This window comes from Kutzneria sp. 744, from assembly GCF_000568255.1.
Classification (GTDB): domain Bacteria; phylum Actinomycetota; class Actinomycetes; order Mycobacteriales; family Pseudonocardiaceae; genus Kutzneria.
On the sequence record NZ_KK037166.1, the window covers coordinates 671287 to 691293 of the forward strand.

Consider the following 20007-nt stretch of genomic DNA (forward strand, 5'->3'; position numbering starts at 1 on the left):
GGAGTCTCGATGCCCTTGATCCGCCCCGTCCGGCGACGAGCACGACTCGTCGCCGGCGCCGTGCTCGCCGCCGCCGTCCTCGTCCCGTCCACCTGGACGGCGGCATCGGCGCAGCCCTCCGCGACCGCCGTGCCGCTGTATCGCGACACCCACCACAGCTTCGCGGAACGGGCCGCCGACCTCGTCTCCCGCATGACGCTCGGCGAGAAGGTGTTGCAGCTGCACACCAACAGCGCGCCGGCCATTCCCCGGCTCGGAGTGCAGCAGTACACGTACTGGAGCGAAGGGCAGCACGGGCTCAACACGCTCGGCGCCAACACCAATCACGGCACCGCCACCGGCGGGGTGCACGCCACGAGCTTCCCCACCAACCTGGCCAGCACCATGTCGTGGGATCCGAACCTGATCTACCAGGAGACCACGGCGATCTCCGACGAGGCCCGCGGCATGTTGGACAAGTCGCTGTGGGGCGTCGCGCAGAACAACATCGGCCCGGACCAGAACGGCTACGGCTCACTGACCTACTGGGCCCCGACCGTGAACATGGACCGCGATCCCCGATGGGGCCGCACCGACGAGGCGTTCGGCGAGGATCCGTTGCTGGTCGGCCGGATGGCCGGCGCGTTCGTGGACGGATACCAGGGCCAGACCCCGTCCGGCCGACCGATGACGCCGTATCTGAAGGTCGCGGCCACGGCCAAGCACTACGCCCTCAACGACGTGGAGAACGACCGGCACGCGGACTCCTCCGACACCACCGACGCCAACCTCCGGGACTACTACACCGCGCAGTTCCGGGACCTGATCCAGAACGCGCACGTGTCCGGCCTGATGACCTCGTACAACGCGATCAACGGCACCCCGGCGCCGGCCGACACCTACACCGCCAACGAGCTGGCCCAGCGAACCTACGGCTTCGACAGCTACACCACCTCCGACTGCAGCGCGGTCGGCGACGTCTACGCGCCGGGCAGCCACAACTGGGCGCCGCCGGGCTGGACCACGGCCACCGCCAACGGCGCGACCCAGTGGACCAATACCGCCACCGGGCAACAGGTTTCCGGCGCGGCCGGCGGCCAGGCGTACGCGCTGCGGGCGGGCACCCAGCTCAACTGCACCGGCGCCGAGGACACCCTCGCCAACATCCAGGAGGCCATCAGGGCCGGCGTGCTGTCCGAGGGCGTGATCGACAACGCCCTGGTGCACCTGTTCACCATGCGCATGCAGACCGGTGAGTTCGACCCGCCGAGCCAGGTGCCCTACACGAAGATCACCAAGGACCAGATCCAGAGCCCCGAGCACCAGGCGCTGGCCGAGAAGGTCGCGGCGAACTCGTTGGCGCTGCTGAAGAACGACCCCGTTGCCGGCACCAGGACGCCGCTGCTGCCGGCCGATCCGGCCAAGCTGGGCAACGTCGTCGTGGTCGGCGACCTGGCCGGCACGGTCACCCTCGGCGACTACTCCGGCGAACCGGCCCTCCAGGTGAGCGCGACGCAGGGCATCACCGCCGCGGTCAAGGCGGCCAACCCCGCGGCCACCGTCACCTTCGACGCCTGCGGCACGTCCACCGGCGCGACCGCGGCGGCGAGCTGCTCGGCGGCGACCCTGGCCGCGATCAAGACCGCCGACCTGGTCGTGGTGTTCGTCGGCACCGACACGAGCGTGGCCACCGAGGGCAAGGACCGCGCCACCATTGCCATGCCGGGCAACTACGGCTCGCTGATCGACCAGGTGCACGCGGTCGGCAATCCGCACACGGCGCTGGCGATCCAGGCCGGCGGCCCGGTCGCCATCGACGACGTCAAGGGCGATTTCCCGGCCATCGTGTTCAGCTCGTACAACGGGGAGAGCCAGGGCACCGCGCTGGCCGATGTGCTGTTCGGCAAGCAGAATCCCGGCGCCCGCCTGGACTTCACCTGGTACGCCGACGACACGCAGCTGCCCGACCTGAAGAACTACGGCCTCACCCCGTCGCAGACCGGCGGCATCGGCCGCACCTACCAGTACTTCACCGGCACGCCGACCTATCCGTTCGGCTATGGCTTGTCCTACACCAGTTTCGCCTACTCGCACGTGCGCACCGACGACCGGAGCGTCGACGCGGACGGCCGGGTGACCGTGCACGTGGACGTGACCAACACCGGACACACGGCCGGCGCTACCGTGGCCCAGCTGTACGCCTCCACGCCGTTCACCGTGCCCGGCGTGGAACTGCCGCGCGAACGACTGGCCGGCTTCCAGAAGACGAAGGTGCTGGCCCCCGGCCAGTCCCAGCAGCTGGCCATTTCGGTGCGGGTCAGCGATCTGGCGTTCTGGGACGAGGCCAAGCACCGCGACGTGGTGTACGACGGTTCCTACCGGTTCGGTGTCGGCACCGACGCCGACCACATCGTCGGCGCCAGCACGGTGCGCGTCACCGGGGCCATCACTCCCAGGACGCGGTACGTGACCGTGCAGCCCGATCAGGTGGTTTTCGCGCCGGGCCAGAGCATCGACCTCACCGGCAAGAACCCGTGGATCGCCGATGACACCGCGCAGGCCGCGCAGCACGTGCCGGCCGACCGCATCGTCGAGGCGGTGAACAACGACGAGTCGTTCGTCGACCTGGCGCACACCACGGTGAGCTACCGCAGCAGCGATCCGCGAGTGGCGCAGGTCAGCAGGACGGGCAAGGTGACCCTGGTGGCCCCCGGTGTCGCGACCATCAGCGTCACGGTCAACGGGGTCACCGGCTCGACGCCGGTCGTCGTCAAGCAGCCGTTCACGCTCACCGCACCGGCCCAGGTGCAGCCGGGCATGACGTACACCGTCAGCGCGTCGCTGCCCAACCCGGTGGGGGCCAGGCCGCTGCACGATGTGGCCTTGACGCTCACCGTGCCCACCGACTGGAGCGCGAAGGCCACGTCGCCGTCCACCTTCGCCACCGTCGCCGCCGGGCAGACCGTGAGCACCACCTGGCAGGTCGGTGTGCCGGCATCGGCGCAACCCGGCAAGTTCGACGTGTCGGCACAGGCCGCGTTCACCTCCGTCAACGGGCGGGCCAGCTCCGTGGATGCGACCACCGTGCTGCTGCCGCATCCGCCGTACCCGTCGCTGCCCTCGGCGTTCAACAACGTCGCCATCAGCGACGACGCCAACCCGGGCGCGGGCAACTTCGACGGCGGCGGCGCCAGCTTCTCCGCCCAGGCGTTGGCCAACGCCACGCCCAGCCTCACTCCCGGCGCCGTCTTCACCCATGACGGGTTGACGTTCACCTGGCCGGACGCGCCGCCCGGCAGCCAGGACAACGTGGTCGCCGGCGGGGTGGGCGGCGGGCAGACCATCGCGATCTCCGGCTCCGGCCACACGCTCGGCCTGATCGGCGCCGGCGACTACGGCAGCCCGGCCGGCACCGCGACGGTGACCTACACCGACGGCACCACCGAGTCCCACACCGTCAGCTTCGCGGACTGGTGGGCCAATGCCGCGACCGGCGGCGACATCCTCACCACCGTCCCGTACCTCAACACCAGCACCGGCCGGGAGAACCAGCAGGTGAGCCTGTACTACGCCCCGATACCGCTGCAGGCGGGCAAGACCGTGCGCTACCTGACGCTGCCGGACGTCAGCGACGGGGCGCCCTCCGGCACGGCGGCCATGCACATCTTCAGCATCGCCATCGGCTGACCGCACAGCCGCGGTTCTGGTTGTCCCGCCGGCTGTTGTGCCGGCGGGACAACCCGTTCTCGGTCCCGGTGTGTGCCGGGAACGTCCAGCGGGAGGGTAAGCACGCTCAGCTGAGCATCGGATTGCCACTGGCTGTCTGGTCGTCCGGCACGTAGGCCTGCATCACCCGCTGATCCGGGAGCGTCGACCCACTGCGTTGCCGTCAGGGCGCCTTGGTGATGACCGTGTACACCTTGGCGATCACGTTGTCGCGGACCAGGCAGATGTCCATCCCCTTCACCACTGGTGGCTGTCCCTCGGGCCCGAACGTCCACGCGAGCACGCTCAGGTCGTGGTTGACGTGTATCGGCCCGTCTTGGTCGAAGACGAAGCTCGGCGCATCGTCGAGCAGGCCCTGGGCCTTCGTGTTCAGTGCTTCTCGGCCGACCACGACCCCGTCCGGGTCGGCGAACTGCACATCTTCGGCGTAGACGCGTTCTACGGCCGCGAAGCGCAGTCGGGCGTCTCGCTGGCCGAAGACCTCGAACAGGTGCGACCTCACCAAGGCCTCGATCGGCTCGGTCATCGTGTCTCCGTCTCCGGGTCGCACCAGGTGCGGCGCGAATTCCGTGGGCTGTCGCGAAGGACGGTCGGAACGTGTTCACACGAGTGATCGTCGGAAAGCGCATGTAGGCGATCAGGCCATGCTGCCACTCAGATCATCGGGTTGCCGCTGGCCGTCCGGTCGGCAGGCACGTACGGCTGCACGACGTCCCAGTGCTCGACGATGCGGTCGTTCTCGAGCCGGAAGAAGTCGGCGATCGCCGCGTCGCCCTCGGGCAGCCAGCCGCTGACCCGGCTCAGGGCGATGACGACGTCGCCGTCCTCGTACATGTGCTCGGGCTGCCAACGGAAGCCGCGCAGGCTCGGCAGGGCCGCGCGCAGGGTGTCCAGGCCGTTGGGCATGTTCGGGCTGTGCTGAACGTAGGGCTCGGCCCAGTAACGGTCGAGCGCGGTGGCGTCCTTCTCCTCGAAAAGCTCCCGCATGGCGGTGCGCACGATGTCCTTCTTGGACATGGGTCTTCCTCCGTGAAGGCGCCGGTCAGGCCGGCTTCACGTCGCGCCGCCGGCCGCACCCTCGTAGTGAGTTGCACGTTCAACTTACTGCGGGATGAGTTGAACGTGCAACTCGCCTGGCGCGGTACGGTGCGGTGCGGTGCGGTGCGGTGCGCGATGATGGGCCCATGCCCGCACGAACGCCGACCGCCGCCGTCACCCGGGAGGACCGGGAGGACTGGCAGGCGCTGGTCATCCTGGCCCACCTGGTGGAGGCCGAACTGGAGCGGCAGACGCAGCACGACGCCGGCATCTCGCACAGCCACTTCAAGGTCCTGGCCCTGCTGGCCGGCGCCCCCGACCACACGATGGGCCTGACCAAGCTGAGCCAGGCGCTGCGATTCCACAAAAGCCGCCTGTCACACGCCCTGGCCAAACTCGAGGCCGGCGGCCTGCTGCGCCGCGAGGACACTCCGGAGAAGGGCCGTGCCTACCAGGCTGTGCTGACCAGAGCGGGACTGCGGCTGGTGAACCGGGCCCTCCCCCTCCAGGACGCCTTCGCCCGCGACACCGTGCTGGCCGGGTTGAGCCGAGAGCAGATCAAGCAGCTGCGGGCCATCGCCGAGATCATCAGCGGCAATCTGGAGCACGGGGCGTAGCCCTCGCCCGCACGGTCGAGCTCGCGCCGCTGCGCCCCGAATTGACGGCGGGGACTGCTACGCTGCGAAGCCTCCGTCTACCGGAAGGCTCACGCCGGTGACGAAGGAGGCGTCTTCGCTCGCCAGAAAGGACACGGTGTTCGCGACCTCGGCCGTGGTGGCGAGGCGGCCCGCCGGCGCCCACTGGGATATGAGTTCTGCCATGTGGGCGGGCAACGCTTCGGTGTCGACCGCGCCGGGCAGGACGGTGTTGGCGGTGATGCCGCGTGGGGCGAGCTCGCGGGCGAGTCCGCGCGCCATGCCTTCGAGTGCGGCCTTCGTCAGGTTGTACGCGGCGATGCCCGCCATGGAGCCCGGCGGCTGGCGCTGTGCGAACACGCTGCCGATGTTGATGATCCGCCCGCCCTCACCCAGATGGGGCTCGGCGGCCTGAACCGCGATCCACGCGCCGCGGATGTTGACCGACACCATGCGGTCGAACACCTCCAGCGGGAAATCGGCGAGCGGGTGCACCTCGGCGGCGAACGCGTTGTTGACGACGATGTGCTCGGCGGGCGAGGCGGCGCTGGTGTTCCACCTCGGTGAGATCCAGCTCGTGCGCGGACAGAAGGTATCCACCTCGGACCGATCTGACCACGTGGACGGGAAACGCCTTTCGCAGGCGCGAAAGGTAGGTGCGGACCACAGCCGGACCGGCGGAAGGCGCCTCAGCACCCCAGATCGACGTGACCAGTTCGTCGAGCGACGCGGGATTCTCTTTGCGCAGCAACAGGCTCATCAGCACCGCCCGCTGTTGCGGGGTGCCGAGGTCGAGTTGGGTCTCACCGTGCCAGGCTCGGATCAGGCCGAGCACCTCGAACCGCAGTGCCTCGGCGTTCACTGTCGCTTTCGGACGCCGAGGTGCTGCGGTTCGATCACCCGACGACACGGCGCAGCAGCGAGTCGGACGCGGTCATGAAGCTCTCGACGCGATTCGGCGTCATACCCAGCGACGGCCGGATCGGGCGTGCCTTGCGATCGAACATCACGCCCGTGCGATGGTTCAGGTCGTGCGTGAACAGCACCGGCACGATGCGGCGGGCGTAGGTCTGCGGGGACTGCGCGAGCAGACCGACGAGGGCCTCGGTGGCCTTGTGGGCGAAGCTGCCCGCGCCGAGGTAGTTGGCGCGGATGTCGGTCTTGATCAGGCCGGGGTTGAGTCCGAAGTAGGCGGGTCCGTTCGTGGCGTTGGCGCCGTTGATGGTCAGCGCCTCGTTGGCCGCGACGGTGTTCATGTGCGCTGTGTTCTGGTTGTAGTCGGTCAACGCGTTGAGGTCAGCCGGGTTGCCGTCCTGGTCACCGCCGGGGCCCGCCATCACGAAGACCCGCGCCCGGGGCGAGCTCGTCGGCCGGTTGACGCCGATGCGCTCGTGCAGGCCCTGCAGCAGGGCGTAGCGGCTCAGGTAGCTGACGGCCATGTCGCGTTCGACGCCTTCGGAGGTCTCCTCACGGAGCTTGGCGGCGGTGATCCCGTTGGTGAACAGGACGACGTCCTCGTCCTCGGCCGGCAGTTCCTCACCGAGGCGGACCGCGCCGCTCATGGAGGACAGGTCGGCCTGCACGAAGCGCAGCCGCTTGTGCGGGGCGTCTCGGAGAGTGCGTCCGACAACGGTGACGCCCGCGCCGAGGGCCAGGGCCTGGCGGGCGATCGCCTGACCGAGGCCGTTGGTGCCGCCGACGACGGTGAGGCGCTTGCCCGTCAGGTCGAGCCGTTCGACGGGGGTCGAGCGGACGACGGTGGCGCGGTCAAGAGTTCCGAAGGCACCCATGGTGTTCATCCCTTGGTGTTGTGGTGGGTGGAGTAGGTGGTCAGTTGTGGCAGGTGTTGTCGCAGAACGGTTTCCTCGACGACTGGCCGCAGGCACACAGCGCCACACGGGTTTCGCGCCGGGAGGACAGAAGAAGGTTGCCGTGCAGGAGGATCGGGCCGTTCTCGACCACTGTGACGAGTGTCGGGTCGGGCGGTGTCTCGGTGGAGCCGTCGCGACGGGTGTAGTGCAACGCCCCGCTGGGGCAGCGTCGCACCACCTCGGCGACCTCGTCGGCGTCCGCGCTGTCGGGCGAGATCCAGGGCCGTGTCTTGACGTCGAACACCGCAGGGAGCCCGCGCAGGCACTCGGCGAAGTGCAGGCAGCGGTTGCCGTCGAAGGCAACGGTGATGTCGGATCCGTCGTAGGACTTGGGTTTCGCCTCAGTCATCCTGTTTCCCAGCACAGTGTGGTGGCGGATCCGGGTCAGGTCATGGTGTTCCGGGTGGTTGCTGATCCAGCCGGCGTACTGCCGGGTCAGCGCGGGTCGGGGCGCAGGCGGACGACCCGCTTGCCGAATCCGTGGCGGGTGGCGACGTCGATGTAGGCGCGGCGGATGTCTTCGAGTGGGTACTCGGCCTCGACGGGCACGATCAGCTGCCCGGACACGACGAGATCCTGCAGTGCCGTCCAGATCTCCGGGGACATGGCGTTGCCGTTGCCCTGGGACTGCACGCCGTAGCGGCTGACCGCCGCGTAGTCGGCGATCGTGTTGATGCGGGCCGGCGCCACGCCGAGCTCGATGGCGAGGTCGACGTACCCGCCGCCGAAGGTGTCGATGACCGCGTCGATCCCGCTGGGAGCCAGGTCCCGCAGTCGGGCGCTCAGTCCAGGTCCGTAGGCGACGGGTTCGATGCCGAGCCCTTCGAGGCGGTGGGCGTTGGCGGAGGAGGTGCCGCCGAGGACCCGCGCGCCCCGCAACCGGGCGAGCTGGACGGTGAACACACCGGCGCCACCCGAGGCCGACGACACGAACACGGTCTCCCCCTCGCCCGGATCGACGGCCGCGACACCGGCCCACCCCGTGGCACCCGAGGCGGGAATCGTTGCGGCGGAGGCGAAGTCGATGCCCTCGGGCATCTTCGCCGCGGTGGAGGCGTCGATGACGGTGAAGTCCGCCATCGCGGCGCGGGGGGCGAACCCGATCACCGGGTCGCCGACCTCGAAACCGGTGACTCCCGGCCCGAGCGCGGCGACCACGCCGGAGAAGTCGTGTCCCTGGCCCATCGGGAAGTCGGCGGGCCAGATCTGGGCGAACGCGCCTTCACGGATGCCGACCTCCGCCGGGTTGAGCGATGCCACCACCACGTGGACGAGGAGCTGGCCCTCGATGGGCTCCGGTCGGGCAACGTCGACGACGGAGAGGACCTCGGGTCCTCCGAAACGGGTGAACTGCACAGCCCTGGGCATGGTCGTCTCCTGGCGTTCTGTCACGGAGGTAGGTCGGTGATGCGGTCGAGCACGACGATCGGCGTCTTGCGGGCGACCGGGTTCCTGCCGGTGGCGCCGGGCCGTCCTCGGCCGCCCATTCGCCTTGCGAACGCACGGTGTCGCACCTTCAGGAATCGAGCTGTCGTTGTGCCGCGGCGGTGTCGACGACGAACCACATGTCCTGGACGCGGCCGTCGCGCACCCGGTAGAAGGCGGTCTCGTCGACCTCGAACGAACCGCCGGTGGGCCGGACGCCGAGCCATTCCCGCACCGGTGTGCCGGCATCGACCAGCCGTGCCGCCAGCCGGTCGCCTTCGACGACGACCTCGTGGGCCGTCCAGACGAGGTCGGGCACCGCCTCGCCGGCCGTGTACCGCATCGCCGTCATGACGTCGTCGCGGCTGACGGGCCGGCCGTTCAGCGTGACCTGGTCGTGGAAGAGCTCGCTCAGCTCGTCGAACCGGCGGTTGTTGAGCAGGTCGAGGTAGTTCCGGTAGAACCCGCGCAAGTCGTTGTGAGACATGGGGTAAGCCTCAGGCCGCCGAGACGGCGGCCGCTTGGCGCATGGACCGCATCGCGCCGGCCCAGCTCTCCAGCTGGTCGAACAGCACCTGGGCGAACGCGGCATGGATCTCGGCCGGCGTGAACGCGGTGAAGTTCTCGAAGTCGGTGAACAGCGAGAAGCTGAGCTGCTGCTGGACGTGCGCGACCTGGAGCTCGCTGAGCACGCCGCGCAGGTGCTCGATGGCCCGCGCGCCGCCGACGCCGCCGTAGCTGACGAACCCGGCCGCCTTGTTGTTCCACTCCTGGTAGAGGTAGTCGATCGCGTTCTTCAGCACGCCGGACGTGGAGTGGTTGTACTCCGGCGTGACGAACACGTACGCGTCGTACTCGGCGATCTTGCCGGCCCACGCCCTGGTGTGGTCCTTCGAGTACAGGTCGGGTCCGGCCTTCGCGGACACGGGCTCGTCGAGGTGCGGCAGCGGATAGTCGAGCAGGTCGAGCAGCTCGTACTCGACGCCGGCGCGCCCGGCGGCCTGCGCCATCACCCAGTCGGCGACGGTCTTGCCGTTGCGGCCGGGGCGGGTGCTGCCGATGACGACGGCGATCTTGAGCGTGGACATGGCCATCCCTCGATTCGGTCGATTACGTGAACGTTCATGTATTTCTGGCAGGCCGGGCGCCCGAAAATCCACCGGGGATAGGCTCGGCCGATGACGGAGAACGCCGACTGGCTGAGTGCGGACGAGGCCCGCACCTGGCGCGCGCTGCACGCGGCGCTGGTTCTGCTGCCCGTCGCCCTGGACGCGCAGCTGCAGCGTGACGCCCAGCTGAGCTACCTGGAGTACTACGTGCTGGCCGGGCTGACCGACGCGCCGTCGGGTCGGCGTCGCCTCAGCGAGCTGGCCATCCTGACCAACGCCGAGCTGTCGCGGATCTCCCACCTGGTGGCGCGGTTGGAGAAGCGCGGCCTGCTGGAGCGCCGGGTCGACCCCGACGACGCCAGGGCCACCAACGCCGTGCTCACCGAGGCGGGCCGGGCGAAGATGGAGCAGGCCGCGCCGGGACACGTGGCGACGATCCGCGAACTGGTCTTCGACGGCCTGGGCGAGACCGGGCGGGACGAGTTGAAGAACACCGCGTCCCGGATCGTGGCCGCGCTCAACGCCAGCGACCTGCCGCTGGCGCCGACCATCCGCAAGGCGTTGCGCGAGACGACATAGCTCGTCACGGCCGGCACGGCTCGCGTTACCGTCGAAGCTGTGCGTTCAGTCGCCAGCGGTGTCCAGATGGCGACGCAGGGCCGCCGTGAGCGTCTCGACGCTCGCGAGCTCGTCCGCGGTCAGCGCGTCGACGAACAGCTCGCTAATCGCTTGCAGGTGAGGAGCGGCGCCGCGACGGAGCTCGGCGGCCCCGGTCTCGGTCAGCACGATCTCGGCGGCGCGCAGGTCCTTCGCGTTGCCTTCGCGGGTGACGAGGTCCTTGGACTCCATTCGCCTGAGGTGGTGCGAGAGCCTGCTGCGCTCCCAGTCGCACACCTCCGCGAGCACCGACGACCGCAGCCGCTGACCGTCGGCCTCGTGCAGGGCGAGCAGGACCTGATAGTCGGCCGGGGACAGGATCGACTCCCGCTGCATGCGCCGCGCCATCCGGGTTCTGAGCCGTTCCGCGGTCTCGATGAAGTTCCGCCAGATCCGCAGCTCGTCGCCCGTCGGCCTGCGCCGCTCGCCGCCCGCCTCGCCCATGTGCCGCTCCAGTAGTTGACGCATCAGTAGTTGATGTCTCAACACTAGCGACCGACGATTGACGCGTCAATATTGACGCGTCAATCGTCGGCGGAGGTCCACGCCGGCCCAGTTCAAGGAGCACTGCCGGCCAGCGAGCGCGTCAGGGACGCTCCGCACCTCCGAAGGCGGGCAGGGAAAGGGTGACCCGATGGCTGTCCGGCCAGAACAGCTGAACCTGGTCCGACACCACGTGCAGATCCGGCGCCGGCGAACCGCGACCGAGCACCACCACGGCGGCGAGCACCTCGCCGAGCGGGACCGAGCCCCTCGTCGCCAGCCAGGGCGTCGCGGTCCACCGTCCGAGCGGCGTGACGTCCCGCTCGACGGCCACGCCGCTGCGCGCGAACCCGCGTAGCGGCCGCAGCTCCGAGCGGAGCCGGCCGACGCAGGCGCTGGCGGCCGATCCGCTGACCGTCAACGGCTTGTCGTCGCCCGACACCGGCCAGCCGCCGAGGCGGACCGCACGCCAGCGCTCGTCCGGCTCATCGGCGTCGATCCGGCACAGGCGCACCTCGGTGCCGCCGCGCAGGACGGAGGCGACGGTGAGCACGGGTCCGGCGGTGACGGGCCCACCGCGGCCGGAGCCGTGGTCGGGCGAGCGGTCGTCGATGTCGACCCAGCGGACCGGACCGCTGGACGCCGCCAGCAGAATGCCGCCGGGCCGCTCCCCCACGTACAGCGTGCGGAAACCCGCCCGGTGGCTGGCCCGGCCGTCGGCGTCGATCACGGCCACGGTGTTGTCCAGCGGCCGGGCCCAGCCCGACGAGGGCGGCATCGTGACGGTGGAGTAGCCGAGCCGGCTGTACAGCGGCGAGTCGGAACGCTGGTCGTCGGGCAGAGCATGGTCGGTGCCATGGTTGAGCACGACGGCGAAGCCGTCCTGCCGGCGGGCGGAGAGCAGCCAGCCCGGCGCGGTCACCGCCCGCTCCTCGTCGCCGATCTCCACCGGCAGCGGCCGCTCCGGCGACGTCCACACCGGGTGGCCGGCGGGCAGCACGAGGCCGAGCATGCCCTTGGCCGCCCAGTACGGCGATCCGGGACCGGAGTAGGCCTGCCGGACCGCCGGCCACTCCCCGTGCCACCCCAGGCTCAGGATGCCTTTGGCGTCCAGCGCCCCGTTGGTGACGAAGTACTGCGCCATGCGCGTGGTCACGCGGCGGATGAGCCCTGCATCGAGCCCGCCGGTCCCGGTCAGCGCGGCCACCCAGAACGGCGCCGCCGTGGCGAACCGGTACGTCAGGCTGCGGCCCTGCATCAGCGGCGCCCCGTCGGCGCCGACCAGGCGCACCGCGTCGTCCAGGTACCGGGTCAGGTCCGCGGCCCACTGAGCCCGCACCCCGGCCGTGACCAGTGAACCGGTGACGTCGAACAAATGGGTCCACAGCAACGGGTACAGGTGCAGCGCCCAGCCGACGTAGTGGTCGTAGGCCCGCTCCGGGCCGTCGCTCAGCCAACCGTCGCGCCGTCGCATCCCCGCGTGCACGGCGAGGTCCGCCTCGATGTCCTCGGCCGACCACGGGCCGCCGACCTCGCGCAGGAAGGACTCGACGACGATGCGGAACCACACCCAGTTGATCGGCGGGTAGGGCTGCCCGATCACGCCGGCCAGCCAGTCGACCACGCGCTCCCGCACGCCGGCGGCGAGCCGGTCCCACAGCCAGGGACGGGTCAGCTGCAGGATCAGGGCGATGGACGCGGCCTCGACCTTCGCCTGGTCGAGCCGGTCGACGCGCGGCCACGCCTCCGGCGAGGAGGGATCCGTTCCGGCGGCGAGCCCGACGGCGTACCGCTCCAACCAGCCGTCGGGATCGACACCGCCGTTGCCGGCGACGAGGAAGCCGGCCAGCAGGAACGTGCGGGCGAAGCCCTCCAGGCCGTCGGAGGCAGCCCCGTTTCCGCTGTTCGGTCCCGGGAGGTCCACCCGTGCGCCCAGCGGCGACCGGTACGGCTCCACCGCGACCAGCATCCGCCGCGCCAGGGCGACCCAGTCGTCCCGGGTCCAGCCTGCCCCGTGCGGCGTCGGGATCTCCGGATTCACTTGACCGCCCCGGTCGCGAGGCCAGACCGCCACTGCCGCTGCAGCACGATGAAGGCGATCACCAGCGGCAGCACCGCCAGCAGCGATCCGGTGACGACCAGCGGCGTGTACTGCGGGAACTGCGTCACGCGGGTGCTCCACTGGAACAGGCCGAGGCTCATCGGGAACAGCCGGGGATCGGTGAGCATCACCAGCGGCAGGAAGACGTTGTTCCAGATCCCGACGAACTGGAACAACAGCACCGTGACGAGGCCGGGCCGCATCATCGGCAGCGCCACGGTGAAGAACGTGCGCAGCTCCCCCGCCCCGTCCATCCGCGAGGCCTCCAGCACCTCGCCCGGCACCGCCGCGTCGGCGTACACGCGGGCCAGGTACACGCCGAACGGGTTGGTGAGCAACGGAAGGAACACCGCCCAGAAGGTGTCCACCACGTGCAGCTGCGCCGCCAGCAGGTACAGCGGCAGGGCCAGGGCCGTGGTCGGCACCAGCACGCCGGCGAGCGTCAGCGCGAACAGCAGGCGCCGCCCGGGGAAGCTGAGCTTGGCGATCGCGTACCCCGCGGCGGTGCAGATCAGCGAGCCCAGGACCGCGCCGAGACCGGCGTAGAGCAGCGAATTCCGGATCCACCACAGGAAAACGCCGCCGTCCTGGTCGAACAGCGCGCTCACGTTGGCGCCGAGGTTCCAGTGGCCGAAAGCGAAGGCGCTGGTGGTGGAGAACTCGCCCAGCGACTTGGTGGCCGAGGTGACCAGCCACACCAACGGCAGCACGCTGTACAGCGCCGCCAACAGCAGCACGAGGTGCACCGACGCCTTTCTCATCGGTACCTCCGGGTCGACAGGCGCATCACCAGCGCGGACAGCACCGCCGACACCACCGCCAGCAGCACGGACGCGGCCGCCGCGCGGCCGTAGTCGTTGGTGATGAAGGCCGATTCGTACACGTACAGGCTCGGGGTCCAGGTGCTGGTCACAGCCCCGGTGAAACTGCGCAGCACCAACGGCTCGGTGAACAGCTGCAGCGAGCCGATGACGGTGAACACCAGCGCCACGAACGCCGTCGGCCGCACCAGCGGGACCTTGATCGTCAAAGCCGTGCGCACCGGACCGGCGCCGTCGGCCCGGGCCGCCTCCAGTATCTCCTTCGGCACCGCCCGCAGCGCCGTGTAGAAGATCACGACGTTGTAGCCGACCCACTGCCAGGTGGCGATGTTCACCACCGCGGGCAGGATTCCCCGCCCGCTCAGCGGGTCGAAGCCCAGCAGCGAGGCCAGCGGCCCGACACCCGGGCTGTACAGGTACGCCCAGATCAGGCCGCCGATCACCACCGGCACCGCATACGGCAGGAACAGCGCGAGCGTCCAGACCTGCCGCAGCCGCACGACCGCGGAATCCAGCAGCAGCGCCAGCACCAGCGCGAGGACCAGCATCACCGGCACCTGCACGAGGGCGTACAGCGCGACGGTCAGCACGCTCTGGCCGAAGGCCCGGTCCACCAGCACCGACAGGTAGTTGCCCATGCCGACGAACACCTGGCGGGGACCGTCGAATCCCAGGCCGGACAACCGGTCCGTGAACAGGCTCAGGTACACCGTGTACAACACCGGCACGAGCACGGTGAGCACGAGCAACACCGCGAACGGCAACACCAGCGTGAAACCCGCGCCACGGCGACGTCTCACCTCGCTCCTCCTTCCACAACGGACAGTCCGCGGCCGCGCATGTCCGCCACCGCACGGGCCTGCACGGCCCGCACGGCGTCCGGCATCGTGGTGTGGCCGGATCGCACGTCGCTGAAGGTGTCGGCCACCACCGAGAACGACCCCAGCGCGGTCGGCCCCCACGTCCAGTCCGGCACGCGGCGGGCCGCCTCGTCGAGCACCTGGTACACCGGTGGCCCGAGGAAGAACTTGCTCGCGTAGACGTCCCGCGCCACGGCACGGCTGGCGTCGAAGGCGGGAAACGGGGCGGTGAAGGCGGAGCCGACGCGCACCACGGCCGGGTCGGTGCTGAGCCAGCGCAGGAAGGTCAGCGCGGCCTCGGCCACCCGACTCTGCTTGGAGATCGCGAACGCGCTGCCGCCCTGCATGCCGTTGGCCGGCCGGCCGTCCCACGTCGGCATCGTCGCGACCGCCCACCGCCCGGTGTCGTTCGGCACCGACTTGGCGAAGGTGCCCACGTTCCAGGACGCGCCGAGCAGACCCCAGAGCCGTCCGTTGTGGATCGACGCGATCCAGCCCTGGTCGCCGGTCGGGTCGGTGGCGACCAGGTCGTCGGCGATGAACCGCTGCCACTGCTCGGCGGTCCGCACGGTGCCGGGGCCACTGATGTCCACCGCCCAGGCGTCGTGGTCGATGCGCCACCAGGGATCGCCGGCCTGCCAGCACATGCCGGCGAAGAACGAGCCGTCGTTGAGCGGGAAGGTGGTGATCCTGGCGGTCGGGTCGGCGGCCCGCACGGCCTCGGCCGCCGCACGGAAGTCCTGCCAGGTCACGGGAACGGGGATGCCGTGCGCGTCGAAGAGGTCCTTGCGGTAGTAGAACACCATCGGCGCCACGTCCATCGGCACCGCCCAGGTTCGGCCGTCCGGCCGAACCGCGCGCCAGGCGGCCGGCGTGTAGCCGGGCCCGAGGTCGGCGAGGTCGGCGGTGATCTCCCGGAATCCGCCGCTGAGCAGCAGTTGCGGCAGCGCCTGGTACTCCACGTGCATGATGTCGGGCGCGTTGTGGGCCTTGATCGCGTTGACCTCCTGGGCGTAGCCGCCCTTCAGGCCGCTGCTGATCACGCTCAGCTCGACGTGCACGTGGCGCTGCGCCGCGTTGAAGGCGGCGATGTAGGAGTCCATGCCGGTCAGCCAGGACCAGATCCGGACGACGGTGCGGCCGTCCGCCGCGGCCGAGGTCGCGCAGCCACCCAACAGCCCGTCCGCCAGCAGCGCGCCGGCCGCCAGCGCGGCCCCGGCACGCAGGGCCGTTCGGCGCGACAGCACCGTTTTTTCACCCATCGTCGGGTCCATGGGGAGCAACCCTCAGCTGTACGATGCTCAACGTCAACTGTTTCGATCCTTTTCGATCAAAAACGAACGGGAACGATAGTGAAAGCGCTGACAGCCTCGGACCTCGCGACACTGCTGGACCATGCCCGCAGCCGGATCGGCATCCCGGACGTGACCGATCGCGCGGTCTGGAATCGCGTGGACCCGGACGTGCGCCGGCGGTTGCTGGCGGCCGCCGAGACGGAGCTGGCCACGCCTCCCCCGGTGCTGAGCGCGACGGCGTGGGCACGGGCGTTTCGTGACGGCGTGCGAACCGAGTACGAGGATGCCGCGCGGCGACTCCGGGACCGCGTGGGCGTGGCGGTGCTGGGCGTGGTTCTCACCGGCGAGGTGGAACCCTTTCTGGACGTGGCAATCGACGGCATGGTCGCCCTCGCGGAGGCGAGCACGTGGTGCTGGGCCCCGCACGACGGCTTCACCGCGGCCCGTGGGGAAGTCGTGCCCGATGTCGACGACCCCTACCTGGATCTCGGCGCGGCCGAGGTGACTTCGCTGTTGGCCTGGGCCGATCACGTGCTCGGACCGCTGTTGGACGCCAGGGCGCCGGGCCTGCGTCGCCGATTACGGCGCGAGGTGGACAAACGCGTGTTCGATCCTTTCGAACGAATTCGGGACTGGCACTGGATCGGTGTCGACGGCGACGCGCACAACTGGAATCCGTGGATCCACGGCGCGGTGCTGACCGCCACGCTGCTGCTGTGCGACGACCCCGCGCGGCGGGCCGATCTGGTCCGGCTCGTCATGACCGGCCTTGAAAGTTTCATCGCGGTGCTGCCCGACGACGGCGGGATCGACGAGGGCGTGGCCTACTGGTGGCAGGGCGCCGGCCGGCTGCTCGAAGCGCTCGACCTGCTCGCCATGGTGGGCGGCCCGGCCCTCGACTGCCGTGACCGGCCGGTGTTCGCCGAACTGATCCAGTTCCCGCACCGGATGCACCTCGGCGACGACTGGTACGTCAACGCGGGGGACGCGTTCGCCCGGCTGCCCGCCGCCCAGCCGTGGCCCGTGCTGTACCGGTGGGGTGAACGCCTCGGCGACAAGGACGTCCAGGCCTACGCGCTGGCCAATGGCCACACCGTGCACCCGACGGCCGGCCTCGGCCGGGCGCTCGACGCGTTGGCCAACCCGATCCCACCGAGTCCACAACGGACGGAGAGCTGGCACGCTCCGCACGTGTGGCTGCCACGAGTGCAGGTGTTGGTGGCACGGGAAACCGCTGCCGGCCTGACCCTGGCGATGAAAGCTGGGCACAACGGCGAGCGGCACAACCACCTCGACGTCGGCTCGTACTGGGTGGCCCTGCACGGTCGTCCCGTGCTGGTCGATGTCGGGCAGCCGACCTACACGGCCGCCAGCTTCGGGCCGGACCGCTACGCCGCCTGGCCGTTGCAGAGCGCGTGGCACAACGTGCCCGAGCCGGGGGCCGCGCAGCAGCCCGGCGCCGAGTTCACCGCGACCGGCGTTCACGTCGAGCTGGCAACGGAAACCGCCGCCCTGCACGCCGATCTCGCGGCCGCGTATCCGCCGGGAACGGTGGACAGCTGGCGCCGCACGGCCCGGCTCGTCCGAGGCCCGCGTCCACATGTCGAAGTCGTGGATTCGTGGACCGGGGCGCGGAACACCGTGCTGCTGCGGCACGTTCTCGCCGGCACCGTCGAGCCGGCCGAGGGCGGGGCGGTGATCGAGCTGGACGATTCGCGCCGGGTGCGCATGATCTGGGGCGTCCCGGCCGACGCTTCCCTGGAGCAGAAGGAGATCACCGACCCGCTGCTGCGGGCCGGTTGGGGCGAGTCGCTGACCCGGCTGACCCTGCGGCTGCCGGCCGGCACGGGCTCGCTCACGGTGCGGTGGGAGGCAACGGAATGAAGCTGGCGTCGGAACGTCAGGAACTGATCCTGGCCGCCGTGCGCGCGCAGGGAACCGTGCGGCTCACCGACCTCGTGGACAAGCTCGGCGTCACGCCGGTCACGGTCCGCCGCGACGTCACCGTGCTGGCCGATCGCGGCCTGGTGGTCCGCGTGCACGGCGGCATCCGGCTCCCCCACCGCGGCATCGCGGAGGGCAGCGCGTCCGCGGCCCGCTCGGCGTTCGGCCGGCTGTGTGGCGGCGAGATCGGCATGGTGGTGCCCTCGGTGGAGTACTACTGGCCGACGGTGATCCGGGGCGTCCAGTCCGCCGTGACGGCCGCGGGCGGTCGGCTGTTGCTGCGCGCCTCCGCGTACGATCCGGCCGAGGACCGCCGGCAGGTGACCAAGCTGCTCGACCGCGGCATGCAGTGCCTGCTCGTGGCGCCGAGCACCGAGGGCAGTCGTGGGCTGGACCTGCTGCGCTGGCTGGGTTCCCTGAACGTCTCCGTCATCCTGATGGAACGGGTTCCGCCGCCGGAGCTGCCCGTGCTCGCGCTGGACGCGGCCTACACCGCGCACGGGCTCGGCGCCGGCATGGCGGTGCGGCACCTGGTGACGTTGGGCCACAGGCGGATCGGGCTCGTCACCTCGCGGTCCAGCCCGACCAGCCGCGCCCTGCGGCGGGGCTGGTCGGAGGCCGTGTCCACGCTCGGCCTGCCCGAGGTGCTCACCGCCGAGGTGCCGGCCTACGGCCAGCCCTGCTGGGCCCAGGCCTACGACGAACTGCTGCGGCGGTGCCGGGAACGCGACGTGCATGCCCTGATCGTGCACGCCGACCGAGAGGCGATCGGATTCCTCGAACGCGCCCAGGAGCTGGGCATCGACGTGCCGGGTGACCTCGCCGTCGTCACCTACGACGACGAGGTGGCCGCCGCGTCCGACCCGCCGCTGACCGCGGTGTGCCCGCAGAAGTACCGGCTCGGCGCGCTCGCCGCCGAGCTGGCGCTCACCCGGCTCGCCGACGGCGCCGAGCGGCCCGTGCACCGCGTGGAACTGTGGCCCACGCTGGTCATCCGCGAGTCCTGCGGAACCCCGGCGCGGTGACTCAGCAGAGGGACTGACAGCGGTAGCCGGGCGAGGTCACCAGGTGCACGGGGACGCCGCCGCGGGCGGATCCCAGGTTCGTCAGCGTCACGTTCTCCAGTCCGTTGCCGGGACCGCCGTCGCTCGTGACCGCGATCGCCAGGGTGTTGCGGCCGTGCGGGTCGAGGATGCCGGTCGGCAGCACGAAGGTGTGCTGCGGCCCGACGTCGGCGATGTACTGCCCGAGGTTCCACCCGTTGACGAAGATCAGCGCCCGGTAGTGGCCGCCCGACCGCGGCCGGCTCGGGTCGCCGATGGTCAACCCGACGGAGGTGTCCTGGCCGGCCGGCACGCGGAGGTCGAACGTGGTGCGGTACCAGGTCGTTCCCGGGTCGGTGGTGGCGGCGGGCACCGTGGCCGGCGCCCAGTCGCGGTCCGGGAATCCGGGCAGGTGCCAGCCGTCACGCTCGCCGGCGAGGCCACCGCTGTTCAGCGGGCCGCGCACGGGATCGGGGCGGCCGCCCTGGATCCGCCACGACGTTCCGTTCAGTGTCACGGAGATGAGGCCGCGCCCCTCCTTGTGCGCGTCGTTGACGCCGCCGTCCTCGTTGTGGCCGTCGTCGCGGACCATCACCGACAGCACGTGCGGGCCGTCGCCGCGCAGACTCTCGGGCACCGTGAACGTGGCTGTGCCGGTGGTCGGCGGCGAGGCCAGCGCGCTGGGCAGAACGTTCTCGCCGAGGTACTCGCCGTCGAGCCAGGCCTGCAGCATCCCGGCGCCCCCGCCGCCGTACCGCAGGCTGAGCTGGTCCGGCACGACACCTTGGTAGTGACCGCGGTACCACACGTCGCCGGTGGAGAAGCCGTAGTCGTCCGCGGTGAGGACGGGCTGCCCGGCCGGCGGCTTGGTGGTGCTGTTCGTCGCGGTCCTGTCGGCGACCGCCCACGTCGAGTCGTCGTAGCCGGACGCTGCCTCCGGGGAACCCGGCGCGGTGCGCCAGCCGGTCAGGGCCGGCAACCGCGGATCGACCGGCCCCGGAAGCTGCGTGACGGCCCGGA

19 protein-coding genes and 1 pseudogene are annotated in these 20007 nt (G+C 70.6%); 5 read left to right on the forward strand and 15 right to left on the reverse strand.

Annotation, left to right across the window (positions count from 1 at the left end; genetic code table 11):
• Positions 1 to 9 precede the first annotated feature (9 nt).
• Positions 10 to 3666: a glycoside hydrolase family 3 C-terminal domain-containing protein gene (locus KUTG_RS03055; RefSeq protein ID WP_043714742.1), complete on the forward strand. Its 3657-nt coding sequence runs from the start codon at positions 10 to 12 to the stop codon at positions 3664 to 3666.
• Between the two features lie 202 nt (positions 3667 to 3868).
• Here the strand turns inward: KUTG_RS03055 and KUTG_RS03060 are convergent, their stop codons facing one another.
• Together KUTG_RS03060 and KUTG_RS03065 are read right to left on the reverse strand one after the other, a co-directional pair.
• Entirely contained in the window at positions 3869 to 4231 is a 363-nt protein-coding gene (locus KUTG_RS03060) for a nuclear transport factor 2 family protein (RefSeq protein ID WP_043714744.1), read from the reverse strand.
• A 128-nt stretch (positions 4232 to 4359) separates the two neighbouring features.
• On the reverse strand, positions 4360 to 4722 hold the full coding sequence (locus KUTG_RS03065; protein WP_043714746.1) for a nuclear transport factor 2 family protein: 363 nt from the start codon (positions 4720 to 4722) through the stop codon (positions 4360 to 4362).
• Positions 4723 to 4889: 167 nt separating this feature from the next.
• Here KUTG_RS03065 and KUTG_RS03070 point away from each other — a divergent pair, with 167 nt between their 5' ends.
• Complete coding sequence (locus KUTG_RS03070) at positions 4890 to 5360, forward strand: MarR family winged helix-turn-helix transcriptional regulator (RefSeq protein ID WP_043714748.1); 471 nt, start codon at positions 4890 to 4892, stop codon at positions 5358 to 5360.
• 57 nt (positions 5361 to 5417) lie between these two features.
• Here the strand turns inward: KUTG_RS03070 and KUTG_RS03075 are convergent, their stop codons facing one another.
• From KUTG_RS03075 to KUTG_RS03100, 7 genes and pseudogenes are all read right to left on the reverse strand, one after another.
• A complete protein-coding gene (locus KUTG_RS03075) occupies positions 5418 to 5978 on the reverse strand; it encodes an SDR family NAD(P)-dependent oxidoreductase (protein ID WP_052393830.1) in 561 nt (186 codons plus the stop codon).
• Positions 5979 to 6036: 58 nt separating this feature from the next.
• A pseudogene (locus KUTG_RS65900) lies at positions 6037 to 6138 on the reverse strand (hypothetical protein); the annotation flags it as partial.
• A 136-nt stretch (positions 6139 to 6274) separates the two neighbouring features.
• On the reverse strand, positions 6275 to 7168 hold the full coding sequence (locus KUTG_RS03080) for a Rossmann-fold NAD(P)-binding domain-containing protein (RefSeq protein WP_232240622.1): 894 nt from the start codon (positions 7166 to 7168) through the stop codon (positions 6275 to 6277).
• Positions 7169 to 7208: 40 nt separating this feature from the next.
• On the reverse strand, positions 7209 to 7598 hold the full coding sequence (locus tag KUTG_RS03085; RefSeq protein WP_043714750.1) for a (4Fe-4S)-binding protein: 390 nt from the start codon (positions 7596 to 7598) through the stop codon (positions 7209 to 7211).
• A gap of 86 nt (positions 7599 to 7684) precedes the next feature.
• The gene (locus KUTG_RS03090; RefSeq protein ID WP_043728092.1) at positions 7685 to 8617 is read right to left on the reverse strand and encodes an NADP-dependent oxidoreductase; all 933 of its coding nucleotides are present in this window, start codon (positions 8615 to 8617) and stop codon (positions 7685 to 7687) included.
• A 148-nt stretch (positions 8618 to 8765) separates the two neighbouring features.
• Complete coding sequence (locus KUTG_RS03095; RefSeq protein WP_043714752.1) at positions 8766 to 9161, reverse strand: ester cyclase; 396 nt, start codon at positions 9159 to 9161, stop codon at positions 8766 to 8768.
• A 10-nt stretch (positions 9162 to 9171) separates the two neighbouring features.
• Positions 9172 to 9762 carry an NADPH-dependent FMN reductase gene (locus KUTG_RS03100; RefSeq protein ID WP_043728093.1) on the reverse strand — a complete coding sequence of 197 codons (591 nt, stop codon included), beginning with the start codon at positions 9760 to 9762 and terminating at the stop codon, positions 9172 to 9174.
• A 90-nt stretch (positions 9763 to 9852) separates the two neighbouring features.
• Here KUTG_RS03100 and KUTG_RS03105 point away from each other — a divergent pair, with 90 nt between their 5' ends.
• Positions 9853 to 10362 carry a MarR family winged helix-turn-helix transcriptional regulator gene (locus tag KUTG_RS03105; RefSeq protein ID WP_043714754.1) on the forward strand — a complete coding sequence of 170 codons (510 nt, stop codon included), beginning with the start codon at positions 9853 to 9855 and terminating at the stop codon, positions 10360 to 10362.
• Between the two features lie 45 nt (positions 10363 to 10407).
• Here KUTG_RS03105 and KUTG_RS03110 read toward each other — a convergent pair whose 3' ends face one another.
• The 5 genes from KUTG_RS03110 to KUTG_RS03130 form a co-directional block, all read right to left on the reverse strand.
• Positions 10408 to 10908, reverse strand: a complete 501-nt coding sequence (locus KUTG_RS03110) for a MarR family winged helix-turn-helix transcriptional regulator (RefSeq protein ID WP_232240623.1) — start codon at positions 10906 to 10908, stop codon at positions 10408 to 10410.
• 118 nt (positions 10909 to 11026) lie between these two features.
• Positions 11027 to 12964 carry a DUF2264 domain-containing protein gene (locus KUTG_RS03115; RefSeq protein WP_043728095.1) on the reverse strand — a complete coding sequence of 646 codons (1938 nt, stop codon included), beginning with the start codon at positions 12962 to 12964 and terminating at the stop codon, positions 11027 to 11029.
• Positions 12961 to 13785 (reverse strand): carbohydrate ABC transporter permease, encoded by an 825-nt coding sequence (locus tag KUTG_RS03120; protein WP_043714759.1) that lies wholly within the window; start codon positions 13783 to 13785, stop codon positions 12961 to 12963. The genes KUTG_RS03115 and KUTG_RS03120 overlap by 4 nt, the downstream gene beginning before the upstream one ends.
• Complete coding sequence (locus KUTG_RS03125) at positions 13782 to 14645, reverse strand: carbohydrate ABC transporter permease (RefSeq protein ID WP_052393831.1); 864 nt, start codon at positions 14643 to 14645, stop codon at positions 13782 to 13784. Before KUTG_RS03125 ends, KUTG_RS03120 begins: the two co-directional genes overlap by 4 nt.
• Positions 14642 to 15979: an ABC transporter substrate-binding protein gene (locus tag KUTG_RS03130; protein WP_043714761.1), complete on the reverse strand. Its 1338-nt coding sequence runs from the start codon at positions 15977 to 15979 to the stop codon at positions 14642 to 14644. The genes KUTG_RS03125 and KUTG_RS03130 overlap by 4 nt, the downstream gene beginning before the upstream one ends.
• 78 nt (positions 15980 to 16057) lie before the next feature.
• Here KUTG_RS03130 and KUTG_RS03135 point away from each other — a divergent pair, with 78 nt between their 5' ends.
• Entirely contained in the window at positions 16058 to 17884 is a 1827-nt protein-coding gene (locus tag KUTG_RS03135) for a heparinase II/III domain-containing protein (protein WP_232240624.1), read from the forward strand.
• Positions 17881 to 18969: a substrate-binding domain-containing protein gene (locus KUTG_RS03140; RefSeq protein ID WP_043714763.1), complete on the forward strand. Its 1089-nt coding sequence runs from the start codon at positions 17881 to 17883 to the stop codon at positions 18967 to 18969. Before KUTG_RS03135 ends, KUTG_RS03140 begins: the two co-directional genes overlap by 4 nt.
• 1 nt (position 18970) lies before the next feature.
• Here the strand turns inward: KUTG_RS03140 and KUTG_RS03145 are convergent.
• Positions 18971 to 20007 (reverse strand): beta galactosidase jelly roll domain-containing protein (locus tag KUTG_RS03145; RefSeq protein ID WP_198046982.1); only part of this gene is annotated, 1037 nt, incomplete at its 5' end.